A 25,842-nucleotide genomic window follows, 5' to 3' on the forward strand; every position below is an offset into this window, starting at 1 on the left:
ACCTTTAACAATTTTGCGTTCCTGAATTAAGATTATTTTTCTGATTTTGGCCGCAATTTATATTTCTGACCATTTAACTATCGTATGAAAACAGTAGATCAAATAAGTTTTTCGGGGAAAAAAGCACTCATCAGGGTCGACTTTAATGTTCCTCTGGATGAAGATTTCAATATAACCGACGATAACCGCATGACGGCCGCATTACCAACCATCCAGAAAATTCTGCGTGATGGTGGCGCCGTTATCCTGATGTCGCACCTTGGGCGCCCAAAAGATGGCCCCACCGATAAATACTCTCTAAAACACGTAGTGCCGCATTTGTCAGACCTTTTAGGTCAGCAGGTAGAGTTTGCCGATGATTGTATTGGTGCAGATGCGGTTGAAAAAGCAAAAGCCTTAGCCCCCGGCGAAGTGCTGTTGTTAGAAAACCTGCGCTTTTACAAGCAAGAGGAAAAAGGCGATAAGGACTTTGCCGAAAAGTTATCCAAATTAGGAGACATTTATGTGAACGATGCCTTTGGTACCGCGCACCGCGCCCATGCATCAACCGCTATCATCGCGCAGTTTTTCCCCGATGCCAAATACTTCGGTTACCTGATGGCAGCCGAATTAACCAATGCCGAAAAGATCCTGAACGATGCCCCCAAGCCATTTACTGCGATAATGGGCGGTTCTAAAGTTTCGGATAAAATAGAACTGATTGAAAAACTATTGGATAAGGTAGATAACCTGATCATAGGTGGCGGTATGGCCTATACTTTTGCCAAGGCTGATGGCGGTAATATTGGCAACTCGTTAGTAGAAGCCGATAAGCTGGACCTGGCGCTGAGCCTGGTACAAAAAGCCAAAGAGAAAGGTGTAAAGCTGTTACTGCCGGTAGATAACGTTGTTGCCGATGCTTTCTCTAACGATGCCAATACCGGCCTTGCCAAAACAGGCGAGATACAGGATGGCTGGATGGGACTGGATATTGGCCCCGAAACCGTTAAGATATTTAGCGAAGTTATAGAAGGATCGAAAACTATTTTATGGAACGGCCCTATGGGCGTTTTTGAAATGGAGAAATTCCTGGTGGGTACTAAAGCAGTTGCCGATGCTGTTGCAAAGGCTACCGATAACGGCGCGTTTTCCCTAATAGGTGGTGGCGATTCGGCAGCTGCGGTAGCTAAGTTTGGGATGACTGACGATGTAAGCTACGTATCAACCGGCGGCGGCGCCCTGCTGGAGTATATGGAAGGTAAGGAGTTGCCTGGCGTGAAAGCGATAAATGAGTAAATCCTTCCCAACCCTCCCCGAGGGGGAGGGCTTTAATGCTTCTGAAAGTCTCACCCTTCGGGGGAGATTTAGAGGGGGTGCGTAAAATCTTTGTTCAGGCCCCGATTTATCGGGGCTTTTTTGTTTATTTCTGTATTTTTAAGCATTAATCAAAATCCGCATGAAGAAATTCCTTATCCTCATTATTTCCCTCACCAGTCTAAACGCCTTTGCCCAGCGGGGCGGTGGTGGCGAAGATGCCGCCTATGTAAAAGCCAACTATACCAAGTTTGAGTACCAAATCCCTATGCGCGATGGTAAAAAGCTGTTCACATCGGTATATGTGCCTAAAGATCAAACTAAAAAGTATCCTTTTATGATGGATCGTACCTGCTATAGTGTAGCGCCGTACGGGCCCGATTTATATAAGGGTAGTTTGGGCCCTTCGTCCCGGTTTTTGCACGATGGCTACATTTTTGTATACCAGGATGTGCGTGGCCGCTATATGAGCGAGGGAATCTATGAGGAGATGACACCCGAACTGGAAAACCATAAAACCAATAAGGATGTGGATGAAGGCACCGATACTTACGATACCATTGATTGGCTGCTGAAAAATGTGCCGAGCAACAATGGCAAAGTAGGGGTGTGGGGCATATCTTATCCGGGTTTTTATACTACTACCGCTTTGCTGAGCCGTCACCCGGCTTTAGTGGCTGCATCGCCGCAAGCGCCCATTGCCGATCTGTGGCGTGATGACGGCTGGCACAACGGGGCTTTCTTTTTAGTAGCCAACTTTGGTTTTTATCCCGGCTTTACCAACCGCCAGGATGATAAGCCAACCCAGCGCAGAGGAGGCCGTTTTAACCCCGGTACCGACGATGGCTACGACTTTTTTATGAAAATGGGTTCGATGAAGAATACCAACGATAAGTATTATAAAGATACCATCCGCCTGTGGAATGAAATGATGGACCACCCGGATTATGACCAGCATTGGAAAGACCGCAACGTACTAACCCATCTGCACGATATTAAGGCTGCCGTACTGGTTACCGGAGGCTGGTACGATGCCGAAGATCTGTACGGCGCTATTAATACCTATAAAACCCTGGCTAAAAACAATCCCAAATCGCCCATTTATTTCACTATGGGGCCCTGGGTGCATGGCGGCTGGGCGCGCGGCGACGGAGAATCGCTGGGAGATGTTTACTTTGGCGGGCCAACCGGTCCGTGGTACCGGGAAAATGTAGAGTTTAAGTTTTTTAGCCACTATCTGAAAGGTACCGAACTTGGCGACCTTGCACCGATAAACGCGTTTGAAACCGGCGTAAACAAATGGAAAACCTATAAACAATGGCCGCCAGTTGATGCTGCCGAAAAAAACCTTTACCTGCTGCCCGGCGGAAAGTTATCATTCACGGCGCCAACCGCGGCTAAGGACAGTTATGACGAGTATGTATCCGACCCGGCTAACCCGGTGCCGTTCACTCCCGGCAAAAGCATGGATATGGACCGTGATTACATGACCGGCGACCAGCGTTTTTTGGCCGGCCGCAAGGATATATTAAGCTATACCAGTGATGTGCTGGACAAGGATATCACCATAGCAGGTAACATTTGGGCCAACCTGAAAGTGGCTACCACAGGTACCGATGCCGATTTTATTGTAAAAGTGCTGGATGTGTATCCGGATACCGCTGCCAATAATAAATATACCAGGAAAGGCGTAAACATGGCCGGTTACCAGCAAATGGTACGCAGCGAACCTATCCGCGGTAAATACCGTAACGCTTTTGATAAGCCAGTGCCATTTATCCCCGGCAAGGTAACCCCGGTTAACTGGGAATTGCAGGATGTGTTACACACCTTTAAAAAAGGGCACCGTATTATGGTGCAGGTACAAAGCAGCATGTTCCCGCTGATAGACCGTAACCCGCAAACCTTTGTAGATATTATGAAGGCGAAGGAGAGCGACTTCCGGAAAGCCACGCAAAAAGTGTATACCAGCAAATTACACCCCAGCTTTTTAAAGGTAAGGGTAATGACGGATAATTGATGAAAGGAGTGGGTGGATATAAGCTATTCTTGTCCTGTTGATTTATCAGGCCCCGCCGGGGGGGGATAAATCAGCAGGACAAATTATAGGCTTCGTTTCATCAGCACATCGCGCTGCAAATCGTTCCCCAGCATAAAAGTATGACTGCTAAATTGCTCAAACCCATTTTGCTGATAGAATTTAATGGCACGGTGATTTTGCTCAAATACACCCAGCCAAAGGTATTGCAAATGTTTTTCGACAGCGGTTTGCACAGCAAAATCCAGCAATTGCTTGCCAATTTGCTTGCCCTGATGGGCGGCGCTTACATAAATGCGCTCCACTTCTAAAGCGGTATCATCCTGCAAATCAGATTGTGCCGCGCCGGTGTTCAGTTTAATATAGCCGGCAAGTTCATCGCCAAGCATCGCGAAATAAAAATAGGATTGGGGATGGTCAAATTCCTTTTTGATTTGGGATAAGTTAAAAAACTTATCGGCGTAAGCCTCCATATCAGCAGGGTTGTTGAGGTGATAGAAGGCATCAAAAAAGGTTTGTTTACTAAACTGTAGTAAGGTGCCTAATTCATCAGCACTTACCTTACGGATAATAAGGGCAGCCATTTATTCAAATTGCAGTTTCAGGCGTTCCAGCCTATCGATCATTACATTCAGCTTTTCCTGCTCGTTTTTAAGGATGCGGCGTTTTAAATAGAACGTACAAAATATAAACCAGGCAGCTATGGTAGAGTAAACCATTACTTTACCTGGTAACGAGAAAGTAGCCAGCACTTCAAAAAAATACAACAGTAACCCTAAGCTAATCAGCATTACATAAATATAGTAGAACCAGCCTGTTGTTTTAGCCCGCTCTTTCTGGTATTGGTGCAGGCTCATCAGGTAGTCGGTTGGGTTAAGCGTAGCATCATGTTTGTTAAGTATGCGGTAATGCCTGATGATCAGACTACAATAAAGCAGCATGCAAATCATCATAATCAGGATGCCGGCATAAGTAACCCACGAATTAAATACAAGGAAAAACATAATAGCGAAGGTATTAACCAAAGCTGCTATCATGGCAATAATACTCCAGCGCAGCTTATTGGCCATGCCCCTTAAATCTTTTTTTACCTGCTTCAGTACCTCATCCACTGAAAGCTTGTCGTGAACAGGCTGCTCCTGCCACACCGACATTAAATGATCAAAGTCTTTCATGGTGGTTATATAATTCTGTTAACTTCTGTTTAATACGATGAATCTTCACCCGCAAGTTACCTTCCGATATCCCTGATATCTCGGCAATTTCGGGGTACGGCAATTCATCCAGCACCATTGTAATAATAATACGTTCTGTTTCCTCTAATTTTGATATGCACTTATACAACAATGCCACCTGTTCATTTTTTTCCGAAAATTCCTCTGCGCGCGTTTCCGCTATCGTTTCCGTTAGTTCGTCCTTCGCCTGGCGTTTTTCAGATCGTAAATAGGTTAAGCAGGTATTAACAGCAATGCGGTAGATCCAGGTACTGATCATGGCCTGATTGCGGAATTTATCCAGGTTTTGCCAAACCTTTAAAAAAGTCTCCTGTAGCAGGTCGTTAGCGGCATCGTTATCGCCGGTATAACCATAGCACAAATGATAGATCTTTTTGGAGTTAGCTTCAAATATATTCCTGAAGGCTACTTCTTTATTGGCCACTATGCTGTTAATTTATTTGTTGGATTGTTACCGGGGGCAAATGTTACAATTTTTTTTGAATTACTGTTCATGGCAGATATGCTGATTTGCAAATGATCTTCATTCATTTGGGGTTCTCAAATGCAAAGCGAATTATCAGCCGGTGAGCAAGCAAAATATACCTTATTGGGCATTGCCGATACACCCGGCTGATAAGCAAGTGTAGCTTCCCTGCTTTCCGGGCTAACTAAAAGTAAAATTTTCAGTTTAATACATGCTCCGGTCAATTCACTGGAGTTTTGAATTCAGCGCATGGTGCGGCCTGTTATTATGTAATAAAATATTAGGAATAACTCGGCTCTGGCCACACAATGGGGGAACCGTCCGGACATTCCAAAAGTGTAGACCAGGCCATATTGGTCACCTGGCCAGCCCAGAACCCGTAACCGATAAAATCCATGGCATAGGTTCCTTTGATTATCCGTTTTAATCCCTGATCCAGTAGATAAACATGGGCGCCACCCGGTTGGTCATTAGCTGTTACCAGCCGTGTTGTGCGGTTGCTTAGGTCCGGCCCCAACGGAATGTCATCCAGGCTCTCAACAAGTTGCACCTCGTCGTTGTGTCCAAAAAGGCTGTAAAAAGTATCGGGATCGACTATATGACGTTTCTTGCCTTTGTCTATAAGATATGCAGCGGGGGCATTGTGAGTTTTAACCCGGTTCCCATTAAACTTGGGAATCCATTGAATAGGGTTCCCTAAAAGTTCCGGGTAGTCCAGCGGGTTCAGGATACCCCTATCCGCATCCCAATTGAAGTTATAGCGATTCATGGTGGCCGGATCGATAATATGACGATATTTGTGCTCATCCCATATGTAGTATTTATCGTCATACGTGAACAAGCTCCCATTATCCATACTGGCTCCAATATCGATCATATCGGCATGATTGAACGTGAAATCAAAGAGACGTGCATTTGAGTTGAACATAGCGCCAATCGTATCTCTAATCGTGATATGACGGGCCTTGCCTTCGTCTACGAGGTACATATCATTTCCGTTATTATTGCTGTTAAATATTAGGATGATCAATCCGTTCATTTCGGGTCGTAACATGGTTTATTATAGGTTAAATTGTTTATAAGTGATTGTAGTGGACGTAAATCCCTACAAATTACTGATTATATACGTGCCTGCAAAAAAGAATTTAGGTTACCTATACAGGCCACGCAGCAAAAAACGATGTTTCCTACATCTTGGATGGGTGTAAGTTTAGCAAGGTGTTACCTTATAATTGATTTAAAAACTTGCGCAAGGTAACATAAACAAGCTTATTTTAGATACAATTATTTGATAGTTAGATTATTAAAATAAAAACACCCCCGGGCCAGAGGTAATATACTGGTCTGAACCAGGACTAAATCTCAAATTCCAGCTTATTGAACCAGGCTAATTTGGTGTCGGCGGCGTCGAGCATTTGGTTATAATCATTCACATAATCAAACTGCAAATCTTCGTGCAGTTTGCCTATCAGTTTGGCCACCTTTTCTATCTGGCGGATAAATACCGTGCGCATGGGTTTGTAGTTTACCTTGCGGTCAACATACTCCAGGTAATTATGGCAAAAGCCGATGAGCAAACTAATCTCTACATTTTTTGATCCCGAGAAACGGGATAATTTGGTGATCAGCCGCAATATCTTACGCAGCACCTTTACCGCGTTAAAAGCTTGCGAGGGCATCATGTAAAACATCAGGCTTACCTCGTATTTAGATTGCTCTATAAAAGCCGTCTCGTCGGCAGATACAAACAGCAGGTAGGCCAGTAGCTCTTTGTTTTCCTTTTTATGGCGCGCCAGCCGCAGCACCAGCTCGGCCAGTTGCGGGCCGCTTAAATGCTGCAATTCCTTTTTTATATCCTGTAAGCCGTATGCTTCTATCGCCATAAGTTCAGCAAATTAATAAATTAACACGCTATATAAATATCAGTACGATGAACTATGTTTGAAATAAATAAAACCTCAACACCATGATAGTAACAACCAGCACTCACTTAGAAGGTTACAAGGTAACCGAACACTTAGGTATTATACGCGGCATTACGGTACGCTCGCGCGGAGTAGGCGGCAATATTTTAGGTGGTTTGCAAAGCCTGGTAGGCGGCCGCAACAGCGTTTATACCGACCTGTGCGAGCAAGCCCGCCAGGAAGCTTACGAATTGTTGATGCTGCATGCCCAGCAAGTAGGCGCAAACGCCATTATCAGCATGCGCTATGATGCCAACGAAGTAATGCAGGGCATCACCGAAGTACTGGCCTATGGTACAGCAGTAAAAGTTGTAAAAACAGAGGGGTGAGAATTTAACCACAAAGTCCACAAAGAAATAACATATACTTTAACACAAAGATCACAAAGGCGTTATTAGCAACAAAAGCTTAGTGGCCTTTGTGTTTCCTCCTTTGTGCACTTTGTGGTTAAATTGAAGTTTGAGAATTTAACCACAAAGGTCACAAAGAATATCAGGTAGTTTAACACAAAGGTCACTAAGTCTTTTTTTTACGGGAAAGGCTTTGTGACCTTTGTGATTTCTTCTTTGTGTACTTTGTGGTTAAATTGCCACAATAATAAAATCATCTCGCAATTTTGTATTTTAGCCACCATTAAACCACCGGGATGATAAAAAACAAACTCACTCTTTACATTTTTATAGCATTAATTGTTGGCGTTGTAACAGGCTACCTGTATAACCTGAAAGTGATTGATCAATACAACAAAAAGATCAGCACCGCCGATGCTAATATTAAAGCCATTGATACCAAACTGGTGCTGTTAAAAGACACCACCGTTGCCGATTTTAAAGCCCTTAAAACCCAGCGCGGCGCCGAAATAAAGGTGCGGAAGGAGAATGATGGTATCCGCGAGGACAAGCTGCAAGGCTTTACCATCCTGAGTGATATATTTTTGCGGCTGATTAAAATGATCGTCGCGCCGCTGGTGTTTACTACCCTGGTGGTGGGCGTTGCCAAAGTTGGCGATATTAAAGCCGTAGGCCGTATTGGTGGTAAAACCCTGTTGTGGTTTTTAAGCGCTACATTGGTATCGCTGTTATTAGGCATGATACTGGTGAACCTGTTTAAACCGGGTATCACTATGCATATTCCATTACCTGATAGTCATTTAGGTACCGAGATCAAGAAAACGGCCTTATCGTTAAAAGACTTTATTACCCACGTAGTTCCCCGCAGCTTTACCGAATCGATGGCTAATAACGAGATCCTGCAGATCGTTATCTTCTCCATGTTCTTCGGCGTAGCTACGGCTGCCATTGGCAAGCAAGGCGAAATTGTGGTAAAAGCCATGGATGCTATAGCCCACGTAATATTAAAAATTACCGGTTATGTAATGAAGCTGGCGCCCATAGCCGTGTTTGGCGCTATTACAGCCGTGGTAGCCAAGCAGGGTTTAGGTATCCTGAGCACCTATGCTATATTTATAGGCGAGTTCTATTTTTCGCTGATACTGCTTTGGTTGGTGATTGTATTTGCCGGATTTATGGTGTTAAAGGGCCGTGCATTTAGGCTGGTTGGCAATATTAAGGATGCCATGCTGGTAGCCTTTAGTACCTCAACCAGCGAGGCGGCCTATCCGCGTGTATTAATAGAACTGGAGAAGTTTGGCTGTAATAATAAGATTGTAAGCTTTGTGCTGCCCCTGGGTTACTCCTTTAACCTGGATGGATCAATGATGTATATGACCTTCGCATCCATTTTCCTGGCGCAATCGTATGGCGTGCATTTATCTATCGCGCAGCAGATCTCTATGTTATTGGTACTAATGCTGACCAGCAAGGGTATAGCCGGTGTTCCGCGCGCGTCGCTGGTGGTTATTGCAGGCACCATTGCCATGTTCGGTATTCCCGAAGCTGGTTTAGGCCTGCTGATCGGTATCGATCCGCTGCTGGATATGGGCCGCTCGGCTACCAACGTATTGGGTAATGCCATGGCGACAGCCGTTGTAAGCAAGTGGGAAGGCGAACTGGGGCCGGAGAAGGAATCGGAGATGGATATATAGTCCGGAAGTCCGTAAAGTCGGGAAGTCAGAAAGATAGAGCATTAACCTGTTTTTTCTTTCAGCGTTTCGGACTTTCCGTCTTGCAGACTTTCTCCTATCTTTGTGCCTTAAAAATCTTCCGGACTTTCGGTCTTTCCGACTTCCGGACTCATAACTATGGACAATCGTAACAAAAAAATATTTCTTATTACCTGTATTACTGTACCGTTTCTGTTATATTCGGGATATTACTATGGGGTGATGATCAAGAACGCGCCGTATAAATTCTCGGAGTTTGACCATATTACTTTTGTGTATGGCACCGGCGATAGCCTGCTGAACCGGTATAACTCTAAAACGGGCAATTACCAATTCCTGAATAAGAACGATTCGCTGATAAAAACACACCTGCCTTTAAGTCAGAACGACCTGTTATACCTGCACCGTAAAGCGGCCGACCTGGGTTTTTGGGATTTCCCGTCAAACGAGACTATTAATAATGATACCGCGAAGGCGAGCGGGCCAAAAGAACTACGTTACATCATTGAGTTTAGCTATAAGCGAAAAACCAAACGGGTAGTATTTGACCGCAACTTTGGGGGTAACCCTAAACTGATAGATGCCAATGTAAGGCTGATCAAAGAAATTCAGCATGTAATTGATGATACGCAGGATAAGTTGAAACGGTAGTTTTAAGTCTGAAGTTCAAAGATTTAAGCCTAAAGTCAGGTGAACCGACTCAGGACTAATGACTAAAGATTTACGACTTAAAAATATTTGCTTTTCAAAAAACTAAACCCTATATTTGCACCTCGAATTTTAAAAAACAAATAACTAATTAACAATGTACGCAATAGTAAGTATAGCCGGACAGCAATTTAAAGTTGCTAAAGACCAGCACATCTTTGTACACAGATTACAAGGTGATGAAGGCGCTAATATTGAATTTGACAGTGTGTTATTAGCAGAAAACGAAGGTAAATTCAAATTAGGTTCTGATTTGAAAGGCGCTAAAGTATCAGCTACGATCTTGTCTCATTTAAAAGGTGATAAAGTAATTATCTTCAAAAAGAAAAGAAGAAAAGGTTACAAAAAGAAAAATGGTCACCGCCAGCAGTTCACTAAAATAGCGATCACTGGTATCACATTATAATTCCTAAGGTTAAACTCGATCTTGTTTAACAACAGGGTCATAAAGACATAAATAATGGCACACAAAAAAGGGGCCGGTAGTTCACGGAACGGTCGCGAGTCACATAGTAAACGTTTAGGTATTAAGATCTTCGGTGGTCAGCCTGCAATTGCCGGTAACATCATCGTTCGTCAGCGTGGTACCAAACACAACCCGGGCCTTAACGTAGGTATCGGTAAAGACCATACCCTGTTTGCATTAACAGAAGGTGTAGTTACATTTAAAAAGAAAGCTGATAACCGTTCTTATGTATCGGTATTACCTTTCGAAACTGCTGAAGTAGCCGAAGTTGCAGCACCTGCACCTAAAGTTAAAGAAGAAGTTAAAGCTAAGCCAGAGCCTAAAGCAGTAGTTGCTGAAGAAGCACCGGTAGCCGAAGAAGCCCCTGCAAAAAAAGCTCCTAAAGCTAAAGCAGAGCCAAAAGCAAAACCAGCAACCGAAACTGAAGAAGCAGCACCTGCTGAGTAATTAGTTTTTGTTACAAATATTGAAAAGCCTCGAATTTATTCGGGGCTTTTTTTGTGATTCTAAAAAGCATAGCCTGTGCGATTCCTTCCCGACGGGAGGGTGTAGGGAGGGGTTACATTTGCGTAGAAACCCGGCCAAATGCATAAACCCCTCCCCGCCACCACACGGAGCAGCCGCACCCCTCCCCATGGGAGGGAACTTTGAGAAGTTACCATTTGCACATCTGCATATGCGCACATTTGCACATATTTGTATTAATGAACCACCCCACTACACTCTTAATGATCCGCCCGGTTAGTTTTGGCTTTAACCCCCAAACGGCAGGCAGCAACGCATTCCAAAACCAGGATGCCGAACAACAGCAGGTGCAGGACAAAGCCCTGCAGGAGTTTGACGGCTTTGTGGAGATACTACGTAACAACCGGGTAGAGGTGATGGTGATTAACGATACGCCCGAACCACATACCCCCGACTCCATTTTTCCTAACAATTGGGTATCGTTTCACTCAACAGGCGACATCCTGCTTTATCCCATGCAGGCCGAAAACCGCCGGTTGGAACGCAGGGAGGATATTATCAGTCAGTTGGAAGATAAGTTTAAGGTAAGGCATATTATAGACCTGAGCAGGTTTGAGGCAGAGGGTAAATTTTTAGAGGGCACCGGCAGCATGGTGCTTAACCGCGAGGACAAACTGGCCTATGCCTGCCTCTCGCCGCGGACGGATATGGAGGTGCTGAATGTGTTTTGCGAGCAGACCGGCTACCAGCCTATCGTTTTCCACGCCTTCGATCAAAATGGGCAGGCCATATACCATACCAACGTAATGATGTGCATAGCCGACCGCTACGTGGTGATTTGCCTGGACAGTATTACCGATGCTAAGGAACGTGAAACGGTGACCGCCTCTTTTTTCCAAACCGGGAAAGATATATTCGATATTACTTTCGACCAGATGAACCACTTTGCCGGCAATATGCTGGAAGTGTTTAATACCGATGGCGAAAGTTTGCTGGTGATGTCGGCCAGCGCGTACAATTCATTAGATGACCGGCAGATAGCTACTTTGCAGCAGTTCTCGCGGATTGTTTATGCGCCGATACCTACTATTGAGCGTAATGGGGGTGGCAGTGCAAGATGTATGATGGCGGAGGTGAGGTTACCTGCATAACAAATGATTAAAGGATTATATTATTATACTTATAGAAAAATGATATCAGTTCATTATCTATAAATGATTTAATATCTTTAATATTTTATGAGATCACTATTTGAAGCCCTTAAGTCAATTCCTGGATTATTTAGTAAAGGTCCCGGCTTTTGGATAGCTTTATTTACAATCATATTATTAGTTGCAAGGTATTTAATTTATAATCATACAGATGTACCTGGACGAATAAAAAACACTCAATATTCTAACCGCACTACTCCAGAAAAGAGAAACTGGAATATATTATCAATAGCAATCTTTATTTTATTTTTATTGTTAATAGTAGCTGCGTTTTCTCATTAATTGACATTTCACGCACTTATCTGCGCTCGTTTGCAACGAGTGCTTAACACTATCGGGCGATTGCACCGCACTATTCTTTCAGCCTAAACCTGATAGCAGTGAAAACCCCGCAATGCAGCGCAGCGGAATGAGGAGTTGGAACGGATAGCGGGGCTAACGTAACCGAAGTGCTACCACCCGTTCATTTTCTGAATATGGTTTCACCAATTATTGATAGATGATTTCACCGATTTAAATCTCTGTGTCCTTTGTGGATTCCTCTCTCTGCGCCCTCTGTGGTTTAATCGCCACATTGCTCTGCCTGCCGGGGATCGCCATGCTATCGCTACTCATGGCAGATTTAGCGAGAGGTGTCATGGTGAGCTTGTCGAACCATGGTGGGCAGGTCTACGCACGCACCCTTCGACAAGCTCAGGGTGACACCCGCTGTCATTGCACTTTTACATACCGCTGGTTTGATAGCTCGCGATGACGTGGTGCTGTTATTCGCTCACAACATGTTATTCTTCTATGAGCTATGATCCATCAACTATGAACCACAAACAATTACTTTACCACTACAAAAAATCGCTAACTATTTGTGCATATTCCCGTTCTAATTTTACATTTTTGCACAAATTTTTATAAATGCAGAGTTACCAGGAGTTTCTTGATCTGAGTGTTGGCTTTCCGCAGGAGGGCTTCGAGATCATTGAGGATGAATTATATTTCCACGACCTGAATTTAATGGAGATGATTGAAACGTATGGCACACCCCTGCGTTTCACTTACCTGCCCATTATTTCTAAAAAAATACAACAGGCCAAATTGCTGTTTCAGCAGGCCATTATTAAAAATAATTATCGCGGCAGTTATAAATACTGCTATTGTACCAAAAGTTCGCACTTTAAGCATATAGTTGAAGAGGCCCTGAAAAACGAGATCCACCTGGAAACATCGTCGGCCTTTGATATGCCGATGATTGACGCGCTGGAGAAAAAAGGTGCTTTAACAAAGGATATGACCGTGATTTGCAACGGCTTTAAAACCTATCAGTACAAAACATATATTATTGATATGTTGCACGATGGTTTTAAAAACATCATCCCCGTGCTGGATAACAAAGAAGAGTTTAACCTGTACGACGACGAGATTGAGATGGATACCCCCTGCAACCTGGGCATCCGTATTGCGGCGGAAGAGCAGCCCGACTCGCAATTTTACACCTCGCGCTTAGGCGTAAGGATGGAAGATGTGATTGATTTTTATCATAATAAGATAGAGGATAATCCCAACTTCCAGGTGAAGCTGCTGCATTTCTTTATCAATTCGGGTATATCTGATACGCCCTATTACTGGAACGAGTTAGAGAAATACGTTACCCTTTACTGCAAATTTAAAAAGGTAAACCCCGCGCTGGATACGCTGGATATTGGCGGCGGCATGCCGTTTAAAGATTCGCTGGTGTTTGATTTTGATTACGAGTACATGATCAACGAGATTGTGAGCCGGATCAAGGAGATCTGCGCCGAGCACGATACCATGGAACCGGATATCATTACCGAATTTGGTAAATACACCGTGGCAGAAGCATCGGGCATCTTATACAAAGTATTGGGTCGCAAGCAACAAAACGACCGCGAGCGCTGGCTGATGCTGGATGGATCATTTATTACTAACCTGCCCGATGTTTGGGCGCTGAACCAAAAATACATCCTGCTGCCGGTAAATAACTGGGACAGCGAGTACGAGCGCGTGAACTTAGGGGGCATTACCTGCGACGGACAGGACTACTATAACCAGGAAGCGCATATGAACAGCGTATTTATGCCTAAAACCCGAAAGGTGCAATACTTAGGCTTTTTTAATACAGGTGCCTACCAGGAAGTTTTAAGCGGTTACGGGGGCATACACCACTGCCTGCTGCCATCGCCCAAACATGTGATCATCCGCCGCAACCGCGACGAGACGTTTAACTTCGAGGTGTTTGGCGAGGAGCAGAATAGTAAACAGGTATTGAAGATACTGGGGTATACTACCTAGTCGGGAAGTCGGAAAAGACCGGAAGTCCGAAAGATATATACTGTAGAGACACGATACTTCGTGTCTCTTTTTTGTTTAACAACAAATTACCGTGTCTGTGGTTATTGTATAAACGTTAGTAAGATGAACAGGCACCATATTACCATAACTAAGGACGAGCAGGTTTTTAACTTCGAGGTGGCCGATCTTCCGCGTCATGATGCGGGCCATTGCAAATTTGAGGTGTTTAAGGATGATAGCCTGATAGCCGGCTTTGAACCCGACGCGCAGCAAATTTTGCATATCTGTAAAAATACTGGTAAAGTAGATGAAGAAGTATTACACCTGCTGGCCGACGAAATAGAACGCTATACCTGGCATGCAGCCGATTGATTACGAAACACTTACCCCAGCCCAGGCCATCGCTTACCAGCAGGAACTGCGCAAACAGATCAGGATTGAGCCGTTGACTCAACCCATCACCACTATTGCCGGGGCTGATATCTCTTTTAATAAATATTCGGAAGTGGTATACGCAGGCATCGTGGTATTCAGCTATCCCGACTTGAAGATCATCGGTAACGCTACCGCTATCAGTCGCACCTCGTTCCCATATATTTCCGGTCTGCTGGCATTTAGGGAAGTGCCGGCCTTGCTGGAAGCCTGGGATAAGCTGAGCATTAAACCCGGTGTAATGGTGCTGGACGGCCAGGGCATAGCGCACGAACGCCGCTTAGGCATTGCCACCCACTTTGGTTTGGTTACCGATGTGCCCAGCATTGGCAGCGCTAAAAGCCGGCTGTATGGAAAATATGATGAGCCGGCTAATATTCCCTTTGCCCAAAGCCCCATGTATGATAAAGGCGAGCTGATTGGTATGGCTATCCGTAGTAAGCGCAACTGCAATCCTATTTATGTATCGCCCGGCCACCGTGTAAGTATGGAACAAAGTGTGCAGATTATTAAAAACTGCATCCGCGGCTACCGCATTCCCGAACCTACACGGCAGGCACACCTGCTGGTGAACCAGATCCGGGTGGCAGATGGCGATAAATCTAACGGACAGTACAATTTATTCCGTTGATATGCGTATAGTATCAGTTAATGAATCGCCTCGTCACCCTTACTTACCAGTTTTACCGGCCCATATGGCTATGGAATTTGATCTTTAGCGTTTGCGGCGTAATCTTTTTAATTAAAAACGGGTTTAGTGCTATAGGCATGTCCTTGCTGATAAAGTTTACCGGCTATGGCAGTTCGCTGGGCTACCAGTACTTTATGGCCAACAAAAGCTATTTTTACTTTCGTAATGCTGGTTACAGCGTCAGGCGCATGTATACCTATGCCTTTTTGGTTGATATGCTGATCTATATTGTTTTAATGGTGCTTTACTCAATATTGCCTGATGGATTACTTAACGCTAAAGGTTGATAGCGTACAGCTTGATTTTGACGGCCGCAAAATTTTGCAGGACGTTTTTCTGGATTGCAAACAAGGGGAGATTTTAGGGATGCTGGGCCGTAACGGTTCGGGCAAGTCGTCGCTGTTAAAGATCATTTTTGGCACACTTGCCCCGTTGTTTAAGCATGTGAGCATTAACGGACAATTTATTCATAAAGGCTATCATCACAACCGCATTGCCTATCTGCCGCAGCATAATTACCTGCCCGATGGTATTAAAATAGGCAAACTGTGCAAAATGCTGGTTGATGAAAAACACTGGGACGAGTTTACCAAACTGGATATCTATGTCAACCACTCCAACAAAACGGCAGGTGAGTTATCCGGTGGTGAGTTGCGACAGGTGGAAACTCTGATGATCATCTACAGCAGGGCCGATTTTATTTTGCTGGATGAACCCTTTACACATATTTCGCCCGTGCAAACCGAAGGCTTTAAACAACTGCTGCGCGAAACAGCCAAAACCAAGGGCATTATCCTAACAGATCATCAATATTATAATATTATTGATGTAAGCGACAGACTAATGCTATTAGATAACGGCTATACCCGGCACATTAAGCATGCGGATGAACTGGTGAGGTACGGGTATTTGAGCGGGAATTGAAAGCTACGCCCAATCAAGCGTCCACGCTTGATTGATATCCTGATTGAGCGTCCACGCTCACGTTATAAATTAAGCGTGGACGCTTAATTAGAATGTAAGTTCAAGCGTGGACGCTTGAACTGGCGATGAATATTATAGATCAGCTCTTTTTAACCATATGAAATGTAACGTTTAACCTCCCTTTGTTGTCTATATTGTAAATAAATCAATCACCACCAATGCGCAAAATTTGCCTATACCTGCTGCTCCTCTGTATGATGGGGATCTGTATCCGGGCAAATGCTATGCGCCATCCGCAACCTGCACGTCATTTTGTTTTAAAAAATGTCCGTTTTAACCCCGATCCCGAACCTTACGGCGATTTTAAAACCCTAATAGTGCCTTTTAAAAAAGTAGGTAACCTGATCGTTATCGAGGCGCAGATCGATTCCGTTTATGGCAATTTTATTTTAGATACCGGCGCGCCCGGACTGGTGCTTAACAAAACTTATTACCGTGATGCCCCGCATATCGAAGACCGGGATGCGGGCGGCATTAACGGCGCATCCGACCGCGCTTTTAAAACCAGCATTAAACACCTGTCTATTTTTGAGCTAAATTATGATAGACTGTCTGCCGATGTTTGCGACCTGTCGGCTATCGAGAACGGGCGTAATATAAAGATACTGGGGCTGCTGGGTACCCGCTTGTTCGCCAAATTTGCCCTGACGGTAGATGTGAACCAAAGCGTACTGTACATCCATAAACTGGATGAAAAAGGCAATATCCCAGAAGCTGAACGGATTTATGCGCAGGCTGATATGAAGACCCCGTTTAAATTACTGAACGATGTGGTTTATCTAAAAGGAACAGCTAACGACCAGAAACTATGGTTTGCCTTTGATACCGGCGCCGAAAGTAACCTGGTGGATTATAACCGGAACAAAAAACTGGTGCGGAGCATGCAGGTGATCAGCCGGTCGAGACTGACAGGCATTGGCGGCACCAGCTTTGATGTAATTACGGCCGGGTTTGATAGATTGGTCATCGGCGATCACGAATTTCTGAAAAACAAGGCGGTGATAACCGATCTGGATAAAATGGGATCGGTTTATGGTTATTCGGTAGATGCCATGCTGGGCTACGATTTTTATTCGCGGGGGATATTTACCATCAATTTCGTGAAAAAGGAGTTTGAAATGTACATTTACAATCGCGACAATTTACATGAGTAAGCTAAAACGACATATCATTCTTTTTTTACTGATGGTTTGCACCGTTACCAATGTGTTGTCGCAACGCAAAAATAACATGATGCTCGCTAACGATCACCTGATCCTGTTGATCGATCTCCGTTCATCCAAAGCCCAGATAGATAGTATTCTGAAAGCCGCGGGCATTACCGGCGCCAAGGCCGAGATGGTTTTTAAAGGTGATTATTCGGCGCTACGCAAGGATGGCTGGAATATTGTGAAGCTGCAGGATAACCTGTTGCAGTTTGATCTGTCGCTCAAAAACCTGAGCAGTGATATGGTTAGTCCATTCCAGATCACGACTAAACTAAACAAAACCGAAGGCCGCCCCGGTTACCCGGATGAAGTACTGTTCGGCATCAATAATTTCTCAAAAGTTTCTGTTCACGAATTACCTTCGGGTTTAACCCGCTTTTTTGTTCCCGGTAATCTAAAAGCCAAAAGGGTGATATTATCAGGCAGTTTTAACGATTGGAGTACCGGCAAAGGAGCAATGGCCCGTACCGATAGCGGCTGGATCAGCGATATAAAGCTGGAACCCGGCATTTACGCCTACAAGTTTATTATTGACGGTAACTGGACCATCGATGTGAATAACAAGCTTACCCAGGACGATGGCGTAGGTAATACCAATTCTATTTACTACCGTTATAATTATGCCTTTAAACTGGCAGGACATGCGTCGGCAAAAAACGTAAATGTGGCCGGCAATTTTAACAATTGGAACGTTAACCAGTTGCCGCTGTCGCGTACGTTTAATGGCTGGGAGCGCCACATGTACCTGCACGATGGTATTTATGCCTACCGTTTTATGGTGGATGGCGAATGGATTACCGACCCGCAAAACCCTTTGACCAATAAGGATGCCGCGGGTGCGGTGAAATCGGTGCTGAACCTGGGCGAAACGGTTAACTTTAAGCTGAACGGCTTTACCAATGCCCGGCAGGTATGCATAGCCGGTACCTTCAACAGTTGGAAACCCAACGATATTTATATGCAGAAAACTGCCACCGGATGGGCATTCCCATACACTTTTGCTGCAGGCAATTACCAGTATAAATTTATTGTAGATGGCCGCTGGATGACCGACCCGGCTAATCCGTTTACGGCTAATTTTGATGGACAAACCAATTCCTGTCTGTTTGTAAAACCCAATCATACCTTTACGCTAAAAGGTTTTAGCCGCGCTAAAACGGTACGTTTGGCCGGCAACTTTAACAACTGGGCCGAGGATGGCTATACCCTTGCCCACCAGGGCGATACCTGGACCATCAGTATCCGCCTTAAACCGGGCAAATGCCTGTACAAGTTTATTGTAGACGGCGATTGGGTGCTGGATAATACCAACAAGCAATGGGAGCAAAATGAGTTTGGTACGGGTAATTCGGTATTTTGGATGAATTGAAATGTGCCCGGAAGGTAATGAATAACTGTTGCGAGGTATTCATCAACGCTATTCCTATTGATAAATAAAATCCCTAACTTGCTTAAAAAAAAGCAATAACCATATGAAAAAGCAATTCCTATTATCACTCATCCTGATATTTGCCATCCGGGTGACCGGCCTGGCCCAAACCGCAGAAATGCCATCAACCGAAACTGTAATGAAGGCGGCTTATGCACAAGCAGCTAAAGAAAACAAAAAGGTAATGGTGATTTTCCATGCCTCGTGGTGCGGCTGGTGCAAAAAAATGGAGGCCAGCATTAACGAGCCAACACTAAACAAATTTTTTACCGATAATTACGTAATAGCTTACCTGGATGTGTTGGAAAACAAAGGGAAAGAGAATTTAGAGAACCCCGGATCGAAAGAATATATGGCCAAATATCAGGGCGATAAGGCAGGTTTGCCATTTTGGTTTATAGCCGATACTAAGGGTAACAAACTGGCCGATAGCCAGATCCGTCCTGCCGGCGCGGCCCTGGATACTTACGGCAATAACGTAGGCTGCCCCGCCGACGAAAGCGAAGTGGCCTATTTTGCTAAGGTGCTGAAAGAAACTTCGAAGTTAAAGGATTCGGAAATTGCCATGATCAGCGAGCGTTTCGCTAAAAACAAGCCGGTGCCTATTGTTAAACCGGCCCCTAAACCGGCATCGAGCAGTAAATAAAATATTTCTTTTTATACAACAAACGCCCCCGGATATCCGGGGGCGTTTGTTGTTATATTGATAGATCATCAAGGTTCTGTGTCCCGGAGAGACTACCTGTTTGTAGAAACGCAACAGAAACCATAATGCCCCGGCTAGGGGCTACCCTAAAATGTCTATGAATGGGCTATTACTCTTGAGGGGAGAACCCAAAAAACAAACACATCACAGATAGTTACGGCGCGCTCAACTTAAATCGGTTTTTACTATCTTGCTTATATATGAAGCACCTCACCCTCATCTTATTACTATTCTTCACAAGTACCATAGCTTATAGTCAAAAAAGCAAGGCAGCTGTATATTTTCCACCGGCTAATAACTGGCAGCATCAAACACCTGCGGCTTTGGGTTTAAATGCCGATGCTGTTCAGCAGGCTATCAGCTTTGCTAAGAGTCACGAGATCAAAGCATCCCGCAAAGGCGAAGTCTCTCAATCCCAAAGTTTTGGTAAGGAACCATTCAGCGATATTATTGGCCCGATGAAGGATAGGGATGACCCGGCCGGACTTATTATTTATAAAGGTTATATCATAGCCCAATGGGGCGATCCATCGCGTGTGGATATGACACATAGTGTAACTAAAAGTTTCCTCTCAACTGTAGTAGGTTTGGCGGTAGACAGGGGGCTGATCCGCAATACGATGGATACCGTAGCCAATTATATGACACCTGTTGAACTTTACAATCCCGGCAAACCGGAACCCGGACAAAGCGATATCATTTATCCCTTTGCATCGGCACATAACAAAAAACTGACCTGGGAAGTTATGCTGCGCCAAACCAGCGATTGGGAGGGCACGCTATGGGGTAAACCCGATTGGGCCGACCGCCCCGAAGCGGATATTGAACAATATAAGCTGCGCAAGCGTAACGAGCCGGGCGCCGTATACAAATATAACGATGTGCGCGTGAACGCGCTGGCATTAGCCACGCTTAACGTATGGCGTAAGCCTTTGCCGCAGGTACTGAAAGAAAATATAATGGACCCCATTGGCGCATCAAACACCTGGCGCTGGTTTGGCTACCAAAACTCGTGGATAGTATTGGATGGGCAGGCTGTACAATCGGTTAGCGGCGGCGGGCATTGGGGCGGGGGGATGTTTATTAACGCGTATGATATGGCCCGCTTTGGCTTGCTTACTATGCGCCACGGTAACTGGAACGGCAAGCAATTGATTAGTGAACAGTGGGTGAAGCAGGCGCTTACCCCCACAACAGCCAATACAGGTTATGGTTATATGAATTGGTTTTTAAACACCAATAAAAAACTGCTGCCATCGGCATCCGAAAATACCTGGGTACATATAGGCAACGGCACCAACATGATCTACTGCGACCCGGAGCATGATTTGGTAATAGTAGCCCGCTGGATAGCCAATAATGGAATGGACGGTTTGGTAAAGAGTGTGTTGGATGCTTTCCCGAAGAAATAAAAATACTGCCTGTAGCATTTACAACAATAATAGCGTATTTTTTGTTAAACAACCTGTCAGTATGAAGAAGATCTTATTATTATCAGCCCTGGCATTAGCCTTATATAGCTGCACAGCAGATAAAAATGCCATTAAAACCAGCGGCCAAGGATTAATTGGCAAATGGAACCTGGTGCAGCAATCGGGTGGTTTTACAGGTGGAGTCCATACGCCAACTACGCCTACAGCTATTGAATTTACTGCCGATAGCATATATAAGTTTTATCAAAATAACCAGATTATTAGCCAAAGTAAATTCCATACCAGCGTGGTAACAAGGCCCGGTACTAATGAGAGGGTTTATGTGGTTACTGTTACTGATATTTCTGTCGGCAAGTCATACAACGCCGATATACGGGACACCCTGTTGATGTTTGATTACCAGATCAGCGACGGTTATACCTATAAATATGCACGGGTTAAGTAAACCTCAGCCTTTCATAAAAGGGTTAAAATTTCTTGTGCCTATTTCCATACCCGCGGCACGGCATACGGTTTTATCGCCAAATTTAAAGTTAATACGGTCCATAGCCTGGTATAGTTTAATGCGTTCCTCGTTATCTTCAAACAAATTGATCTGGTAGCTGCCAGTGCACAGGTTACTCAGTTTCACCCCAATTAAGCGGATAGGCCGGTGCCCGTTCCAGGCCTTTTTTAGCAGGTTTTTTACACCGGGCAGCAGGATATGTTCGGCTGCCGTCAGCGGGATCTTTTCCTGAATGGTGTGCGTTTCAAAATTAGCATAGCGTATTTTTATAGCTAAACAGCTGGCCACCTTATTTTCGCGGCGCAGCTTACCGGCCAGTTCCTCGGTCATGGATATCAGGATGGTTTCCAGTTCGCGCTGTTCGGATACGTTCACATGAAAAGTATGCTCGGTAGAGATGGATTTACGGTCGGAGTGGGGGACGATCTCGCTATGATCTATCCCATGTGCCTTTTCATAAATAAACAAACCGGCCTTGCCAAACACGGTCTCCAAAAACTTCAGGTTCACTTTTTGCAGGTCGCCTATTTTTTCAATGCCATATTCGTACAGTTTCTGGCAGGTCTTTTCGCCCAGCATAGGGATCTTACGGATGGATAAAGGCGCCAAAAACTCCATCTCCTTACCATGAGGGATAAACAACTGCCCATTGGGCTTGGCCTGATTAGTAGCCATTTTAGATACCGTTTTACTGGATGATAGCCCAAACGATATAGGCAGGCCTGTTGTTTTGATCACTTTTTGGCGCAGTTCGCCGGCAAACTTATAGCAATCGTAAAAGCGGTCCATACCGGTCAGATCGATATAGAACTCATCTACCGATGTTTTTTGATAAAGGGGTACCGTATCATGGATGATCTGTGTTACCTCACGCGATGCCTCGCCATAGCGGCCATGCGTGCCCCGTACAATAATAGCATGCGGACAAAGCCGCATGGCTGTTTTCATAGGCATAGCCGAGTGGATACCGTACTTGCGGGCTTCGTAACTGCAGGATGCTACCACACCACGATCGGCCGAGCCGCCTATAAGCACGGGTTTGCCAATCAACGCCGGGTTAAACTTCCGCTCAACCGATACGAAGAACGAATCGAGGTCGATATGTACAATGTGCCGTTTGTTTTCCACTGTACAAAAATGTAAAAAATAATTCGTAATTACTAAAATTATTAGCAATTTTATAGCCCGATAAAATGGTTTGATATGGAAAGCTACACCGATTACCTGATGCTGATTGCCCCGCCCAAAAGTGTAATATATGATATCGGCCGCTACAAAAGAGCATCAGCCCGGCTGATCGGCGATTTCCTGGGCATGAATTCGCCGGCGCATATCAGCATTAATCATCAGCACCGGTGCAAGCCGTTTATAGCCCGGCATGCCATCAGCCAGATGGGAGAGAAACTGGGACTGTTATCCACCCACGAAATACAGATCTATAACTTTAAATACTTTACCCACGGGCAAACCGGTTTTACCATTTATGCCTGCGTTGTGATGAACGAGCGTACCGCCCGCTGGTTTAAAGGTCTGCAAAGCAGTATGCGCATCATTCAAAAAAACGTTGTGCCGCATATTACCATCGTAAAAAATATTTCGCCCGATAAATTTAAATTGCTTTGGCCCAAGTTTGAAGGGTGCCGGTATCAGAATAGCTTTACAGCCGAATGCCTCACCGTGCTGGAGCGCGAAACCTATGTGCCGCAATCGCGCTGGCAAAAGTATAAGGAGTTTAGGTTTGGGGAAAGGTTGATGGAGTATTAATACCGCGTGTCACCGGGTCATTATGCTTCGCGTCATCAGGTCATTGATTTTAGTATTCAAATAAATTCTCTACCTTTGTGAAAATTTACGACGATGCTATTTCAAATCCATATCAACACCTATATGCGGCCCATAGGCATGCAGCGGGAGGGTTTTGCATCTGTTAAGCCTTTCTCCAGTCCTGTTTAGCGTTTTTCTGCCACAGCGACTTATCAATTTTTTATTTATCGAATTAAACATCGGGCTTAACAGCCAACGATATCTTTATGGACACTTATTATACTATCGAAGAAAAATATCTGAAAGCGGTAGACAAGCTGAACTATGGATCGACACCCAAGAGCCTGAAACTGCTGAATGATATTATACAAACCGAGCCCTTATACGCCCGTGCGCATTATCAATTGGGCTTGATCTATTACTATAACGTAGGCGATTATCAAACCGCCGGCTACCACTTAAAACTGTGTGCCGAACTGGAACCCTTGTTCCCGGATGTGTACCTCCCTTACCTGGAATTACTGGTTTTCCTGAATATGGAGAACCTTGCTGCATCCGTCAGCAAAAAAGCTTTGCAGGTTCCGGGGGTAGATCATTCGGGGATTTACGAGCAACTGGGTTTAATGGCCGAAAAGAACAACAACTGGATTGCTGCTACAGAAATGTACCGGAAAGCACTGCTGGCATCCAGTAGTAAAAAACAGGTGTCGGCTATGGAAGAAAACATGGAACGGGTTGCCTTAAAAATAAAATCGACCCGGGCGTATGCTTATTCCCTGGCTGAATAATAGGTTTATTTTGACTGCCAGACTTACGAAGTTTTAAAACTTCGTAAGTCTTTTTAGATGGTATCTTTGTGGTTAAATATAACGCTGAACTATGCCCATCAAAACAACCATCATCACCGGCGCAACATCCGGAATTGGTAAAGCAACCGCGCTTGCCCTGGCAAAAAAGGGCCACGCCATTTATATGCTGGTGCGTAATATAACCAAGGGCGAAGAATTGCGGCAGGAGATCATCCGCGCAAGCAAAAGCCAGGAAGTTTATGTGATCTACTGTGATCTGGCCGATTTGGCTACTGTTAAATCCGCCGCCCAAACTTTAAAGGATAAACTTTTCTCTATCAATGTGCTCATTAACAACGCGGGAGGTATTTTCGCGGAGAGGGAGCTGAGTAAAGACGGTTTTGAAATGACCTTCGCCATTAATCATTTAGGTCATTTTGTATTAACCATGTGCTTAATGCCTTTGCTGGAGCGCGGGCAGGCACGTATCATCAATGTCAGTTCTTCGGCACACAAAATGGGGAAACCTGATTTTGATGATCTGCAGTCGGCGCATAAATACTCAGCCATAAAAGCATACGGCACGGCCAAACTATTCAATATTTATTTTACCAAATCCTTAGCCGAACGGTATAAAAGCAAAGGCATTACAGCATTCGCCCTGCATCCGGGCGTAGTAAAATCGGCATTCTGGGATGATTTTAGCGGTTGGCAAAAGAAACTGCTGTTTTTGGCCAGGCCTTTCATGATATCGGCCGAAGAAGGGGCCCAAACCTCCATCTATCTGGCAACCGAACCCAAACTGGATGCCAAAAGTGGGCAATATTTTAAAAAACAAAGGGTTGCCAAATCTTCTGCCACCGCCAATGATGAAGCGGCCCGAAACCGGCTTTGGGATCTCAGCAAGCAATTATCAGCAGGGTTTTTAAAATAGATAAGTATCGTATCTTTTTTATGGCAAATCGTTATTTTAACAGAAGTTGATTATTTTAGTAGCTCACCCTATTAAAGTAAATATGATCGCACTAAACAAAAAACTATTCGTTACGCTGGGACTAACCTCCCTCATTGTTTTCGGCGCTTTAGCCTCCATGCCGCCCGATCCTGAAAAGCCGAAGAACCTGAAAGTTCTACCTAAAAATTTATCGCACGACCAGGTAGAAAAGATTATGCGCACGTGGACAAAGGCCCTGGGTGTACGCTGCAACTTTTGCCACGAACGGGGTAACGAAGCATCGGATATTAAGCCCGAAAAATTAATGGCCCGCGAAATGTTTAAAATGACGGCAAAGATCAATAAGAAATATTTTAAAGCCGGTAAAGACTCCTTAGGTATGGTGATGAACAGCGGTATAGCCTGTATCACTTGTCACCATGGCATTACCCATCCCGAAGGCGGTATACAGCCTGAAGGTGCTGAAAAAAAGTAATTTTTGTGGAGCTTCACCTGCAGTCGCTCGGCTCCAGCCCACAAGTGTTCGGAAGATTAGAAAAAGGGGTGGGATTGTGCGATTCCCTCCCATAGGGAGGGTGTAGGGAGGGGTTTCATCAAGCGTAGAAACCCCTCCCTGCCACAACACAGTCAGCCGCACCCCTCCCGTGGGAGGGAACTAAAAATCTTCCGAACACTTGTGGGCCGGAGCGAAGCGACTACGGTGGAGTATGACCAGATATTATGGGATATCAATAC

General features: G+C 44.8%; 29 protein-coding genes. 23 read left to right on the forward strand and 6 right to left on the reverse strand.

All coding sequences use genetic code 11. The features are described 5' to 3' along the window. Window positions 1-84: 84 nt before the first annotated feature. Both AC07M6_RS00620 and AC07M6_RS00625 read left to right on the forward strand, forming a co-directional pair. Window positions 85-1,275: a phosphoglycerate kinase gene (locus tag AC07M6_RS00620; RefSeq protein ID WP_494886702.1), complete on the forward strand. Its 1,191-nt coding sequence runs from the start codon at window positions 85-87 to the stop codon at window positions 1,273-1,275. Window positions 1,276-1,435: 160 nt separating this feature from the next. Next, window positions 1,436-3,313 (forward strand): CocE/NonD family hydrolase, encoded by a 1,878-nt coding sequence (locus AC07M6_RS00625; protein WP_494886704.1) that lies wholly within the window; start codon window positions 1,436-1,438, stop codon window positions 3,311-3,313. Between the two features lie 83 nt (window positions 3,314-3,396). On the opposite strand, the gene AC07M6_RS00630 is transcribed toward AC07M6_RS00625, so the two are convergent. The 5 genes from AC07M6_RS00630 to AC07M6_RS00650 form a co-directional block, all read right to left on the reverse strand. After that, window positions 3,397-3,915: a GNAT family N-acetyltransferase gene (locus tag AC07M6_RS00630; RefSeq protein ID WP_494886705.1), complete on the reverse strand. Its 519-nt coding sequence runs from the start codon at window positions 3,913-3,915 to the stop codon at window positions 3,397-3,399. Continuing rightward, window positions 3,916-4,506, reverse strand: coding sequence for a hypothetical protein (locus AC07M6_RS00635; RefSeq protein WP_494886706.1), 591 nt, complete (start codon window positions 4,504-4,506; stop codon window positions 3,916-3,918). Then, entirely contained in the window at window positions 4,493-4,990 is a 498-nt protein-coding gene (locus AC07M6_RS00640; protein ID WP_494886708.1) for an RNA polymerase sigma factor, read from the reverse strand. Before AC07M6_RS00640 ends, AC07M6_RS00635 begins: the two co-directional genes overlap by 14 nt. A gap of 322 nt (window positions 4,991-5,312) precedes the next feature. Beyond that, on the reverse strand, window positions 5,313-6,071 hold the full coding sequence (locus tag AC07M6_RS00645; protein ID WP_494886709.1) for a hypothetical protein: 759 nt from the start codon (window positions 6,069-6,071) through the stop codon (window positions 5,313-5,315). A gap of 316 nt (window positions 6,072-6,387) precedes the next feature. After that, window positions 6,388-6,915, reverse strand: coding sequence for a hypothetical protein (locus AC07M6_RS00650; RefSeq protein ID WP_494886710.1), 528 nt, complete (start codon window positions 6,913-6,915; stop codon window positions 6,388-6,390). 83 nt (window positions 6,916-6,998) lie between these two features. Here AC07M6_RS00650 and AC07M6_RS00655 point away from each other — a divergent pair, with 83 nt between their 5' ends. The 17 genes from AC07M6_RS00655 (at window position 6,999) to AC07M6_RS00735 (ending at window position 21,540) form a co-directional block, all read left to right on the forward strand. Beyond that, window positions 6,999-7,325 carry a YbjQ family protein gene (locus AC07M6_RS00655; RefSeq protein WP_494886711.1) on the forward strand — a complete coding sequence of 109 codons (327 nt, stop codon included), beginning with the start codon at window positions 6,999-7,001 and terminating at the stop codon, window positions 7,323-7,325. A gap of 317 nt (window positions 7,326-7,642) precedes the next feature. Further along, window positions 7,643-9,040: a dicarboxylate/amino acid:cation symporter gene (locus tag AC07M6_RS00660; protein ID WP_494886713.1), complete on the forward strand. Its 1,398-nt coding sequence runs from the start codon at window positions 7,643-7,645 to the stop codon at window positions 9,038-9,040. Window positions 9,041-9,196: 156 nt separating this feature from the next. Then, window positions 9,197-9,709, forward strand: a complete 513-nt coding sequence (locus tag AC07M6_RS00665; protein WP_494886715.1) for a hypothetical protein — start codon at window positions 9,197-9,199, stop codon at window positions 9,707-9,709. Between the two features lie 154 nt (window positions 9,710-9,863). Continuing rightward, a complete protein-coding gene (rplU, locus tag AC07M6_RS00670; RefSeq protein ID WP_494886717.1) occupies window positions 9,864-10,172 on the forward strand; it encodes a 50S ribosomal protein L21 in 309 nt (102 codons plus the stop codon). A 54-nt stretch (window positions 10,173-10,226) separates the two neighbouring features. Continuing rightward, window positions 10,227-10,679: a 50S ribosomal protein L27 gene (gene rpmA / locus AC07M6_RS00675; RefSeq protein WP_494886718.1), complete on the forward strand. Its 453-nt coding sequence runs from the start codon at window positions 10,227-10,229 to the stop codon at window positions 10,677-10,679. A 257-nt stretch (window positions 10,680-10,936) separates the two neighbouring features. Beyond that, the gene (gene ctlX / locus AC07M6_RS00680; RefSeq protein WP_494886720.1) at window positions 10,937-11,848 is read left to right on the forward strand and encodes a citrulline utilization hydrolase CtlX; all 912 of its coding nucleotides are present in this window, start codon (window positions 10,937-10,939) and stop codon (window positions 11,846-11,848) included. A gap of 87 nt (window positions 11,849-11,935) precedes the next feature. Beyond that, window positions 11,936-12,190 carry a hypothetical protein gene (locus AC07M6_RS00685; protein WP_494886722.1) on the forward strand — a complete coding sequence of 85 codons (255 nt, stop codon included), beginning with the start codon at window positions 11,936-11,938 and terminating at the stop codon, window positions 12,188-12,190. Window positions 12,191-12,817: 627 nt separating this feature from the next. Next, complete coding sequence (locus AC07M6_RS00690) at window positions 12,818-14,212, forward strand: arginine decarboxylase (protein WP_494886723.1); 1,395 nt, start codon at window positions 12,818-12,820, stop codon at window positions 14,210-14,212. Window positions 14,213-14,335: 123 nt separating this feature from the next. Beyond that, a complete protein-coding gene (locus AC07M6_RS00695) occupies window positions 14,336-14,584 on the forward strand; it encodes a hypothetical protein (protein WP_494886725.1) in 249 nt (82 codons plus the stop codon). Then, window positions 14,571-15,275 (forward strand): deoxyribonuclease V, encoded by a 705-nt coding sequence (gene nfi, locus AC07M6_RS00700; protein WP_494886726.1) that lies wholly within the window; start codon window positions 14,571-14,573, stop codon window positions 15,273-15,275. Before AC07M6_RS00695 ends, nfi begins: the two co-directional genes overlap by 14 nt. Window positions 15,276-15,295: 20 nt before the next feature. Continuing rightward, window positions 15,296-15,622 carry a hypothetical protein gene (locus AC07M6_RS00705; protein WP_494886728.1) on the forward strand — a complete coding sequence of 109 codons (327 nt, stop codon included), beginning with the start codon at window positions 15,296-15,298 and terminating at the stop codon, window positions 15,620-15,622. Continuing rightward, a complete protein-coding gene (locus tag AC07M6_RS00710) occupies window positions 15,597-16,259 on the forward strand; it encodes an ATP-binding cassette domain-containing protein (protein WP_494886730.1) in 663 nt (220 codons plus the stop codon). The genes AC07M6_RS00705 and AC07M6_RS00710 overlap by 26 nt, the downstream gene beginning before the upstream one ends. A 218-nt stretch (window positions 16,260-16,477) precedes the next feature. Beyond that, entirely contained in the window at window positions 16,478-17,473 is a 996-nt protein-coding gene (locus AC07M6_RS00715) for an aspartyl protease family protein (RefSeq protein ID WP_494886731.1), read from the forward strand. After that, on the forward strand, window positions 17,466-18,896 hold the full coding sequence (locus tag AC07M6_RS00720) for a hypothetical protein (protein ID WP_494886733.1): 1,431 nt from the start codon (window positions 17,466-17,468) through the stop codon (window positions 18,894-18,896). The genes AC07M6_RS00715 and AC07M6_RS00720 overlap by 8 nt, the downstream gene beginning before the upstream one ends. Window positions 18,897-18,999: 103 nt before the next feature. Continuing rightward, on the forward strand, window positions 19,000-19,602 hold the full coding sequence (locus AC07M6_RS00725; RefSeq protein ID WP_494886734.1) for a thioredoxin family protein: 603 nt from the start codon (window positions 19,000-19,002) through the stop codon (window positions 19,600-19,602). A gap of 260 nt (window positions 19,603-19,862) precedes the next feature. Next, a complete protein-coding gene (locus AC07M6_RS00730) occupies window positions 19,863-21,074 on the forward strand; it encodes a serine hydrolase domain-containing protein (protein WP_494886735.1) in 1,212 nt (403 codons plus the stop codon). Between the two features lie 61 nt (window positions 21,075-21,135). Continuing rightward, window positions 21,136-21,540 carry a hypothetical protein gene (locus tag AC07M6_RS00735; RefSeq protein ID WP_494886737.1) on the forward strand — a complete coding sequence of 135 codons (405 nt, stop codon included), beginning with the start codon at window positions 21,136-21,138 and terminating at the stop codon, window positions 21,538-21,540. 3 nt (window positions 21,541-21,543) lie between these two features. On the opposite strand, the gene dinB is transcribed toward AC07M6_RS00735, so the two are convergent. After that, complete coding sequence (gene dinB / locus AC07M6_RS00740; protein WP_494886739.1) at window positions 21,544-22,728, reverse strand: DNA polymerase IV; 1,185 nt, start codon at window positions 22,726-22,728, stop codon at window positions 21,544-21,546. A gap of 75 nt (window positions 22,729-22,803) precedes the next feature. Here dinB and AC07M6_RS00745 point away from each other — a divergent pair, with 75 nt between their 5' ends. From AC07M6_RS00745 to AC07M6_RS00760, 4 genes are all read left to right on the forward strand, one after another. Then, complete coding sequence (locus AC07M6_RS00745) at window positions 22,804-23,364, forward strand: hypothetical protein (RefSeq protein WP_494886741.1); 561 nt, start codon at window positions 22,804-22,806, stop codon at window positions 23,362-23,364. 266 nt (window positions 23,365-23,630) lie between these two features. After that, window positions 23,631-24,152: a hypothetical protein gene (locus tag AC07M6_RS00750; RefSeq protein WP_494886743.1), complete on the forward strand. Its 522-nt coding sequence runs from the start codon at window positions 23,631-23,633 to the stop codon at window positions 24,150-24,152. Between the two features lie 91 nt (window positions 24,153-24,243). Further along, on the forward strand, window positions 24,244-25,086 hold the full coding sequence (locus AC07M6_RS00755; protein ID WP_494886745.1) for an SDR family oxidoreductase: 843 nt from the start codon (window positions 24,244-24,246) through the stop codon (window positions 25,084-25,086). A gap of 82 nt (window positions 25,087-25,168) precedes the next feature. Beyond that, window positions 25,169-25,582: a c-type cytochrome gene (locus AC07M6_RS00760; protein ID WP_494886747.1), complete on the forward strand. Its 414-nt coding sequence runs from the start codon at window positions 25,169-25,171 to the stop codon at window positions 25,580-25,582. Window positions 25,583-25,842: the final 260 nt, after the last annotated feature.

Source organism: Mucilaginibacter sp. GW821-FHT07H05 (assembly GCF_059418485.1).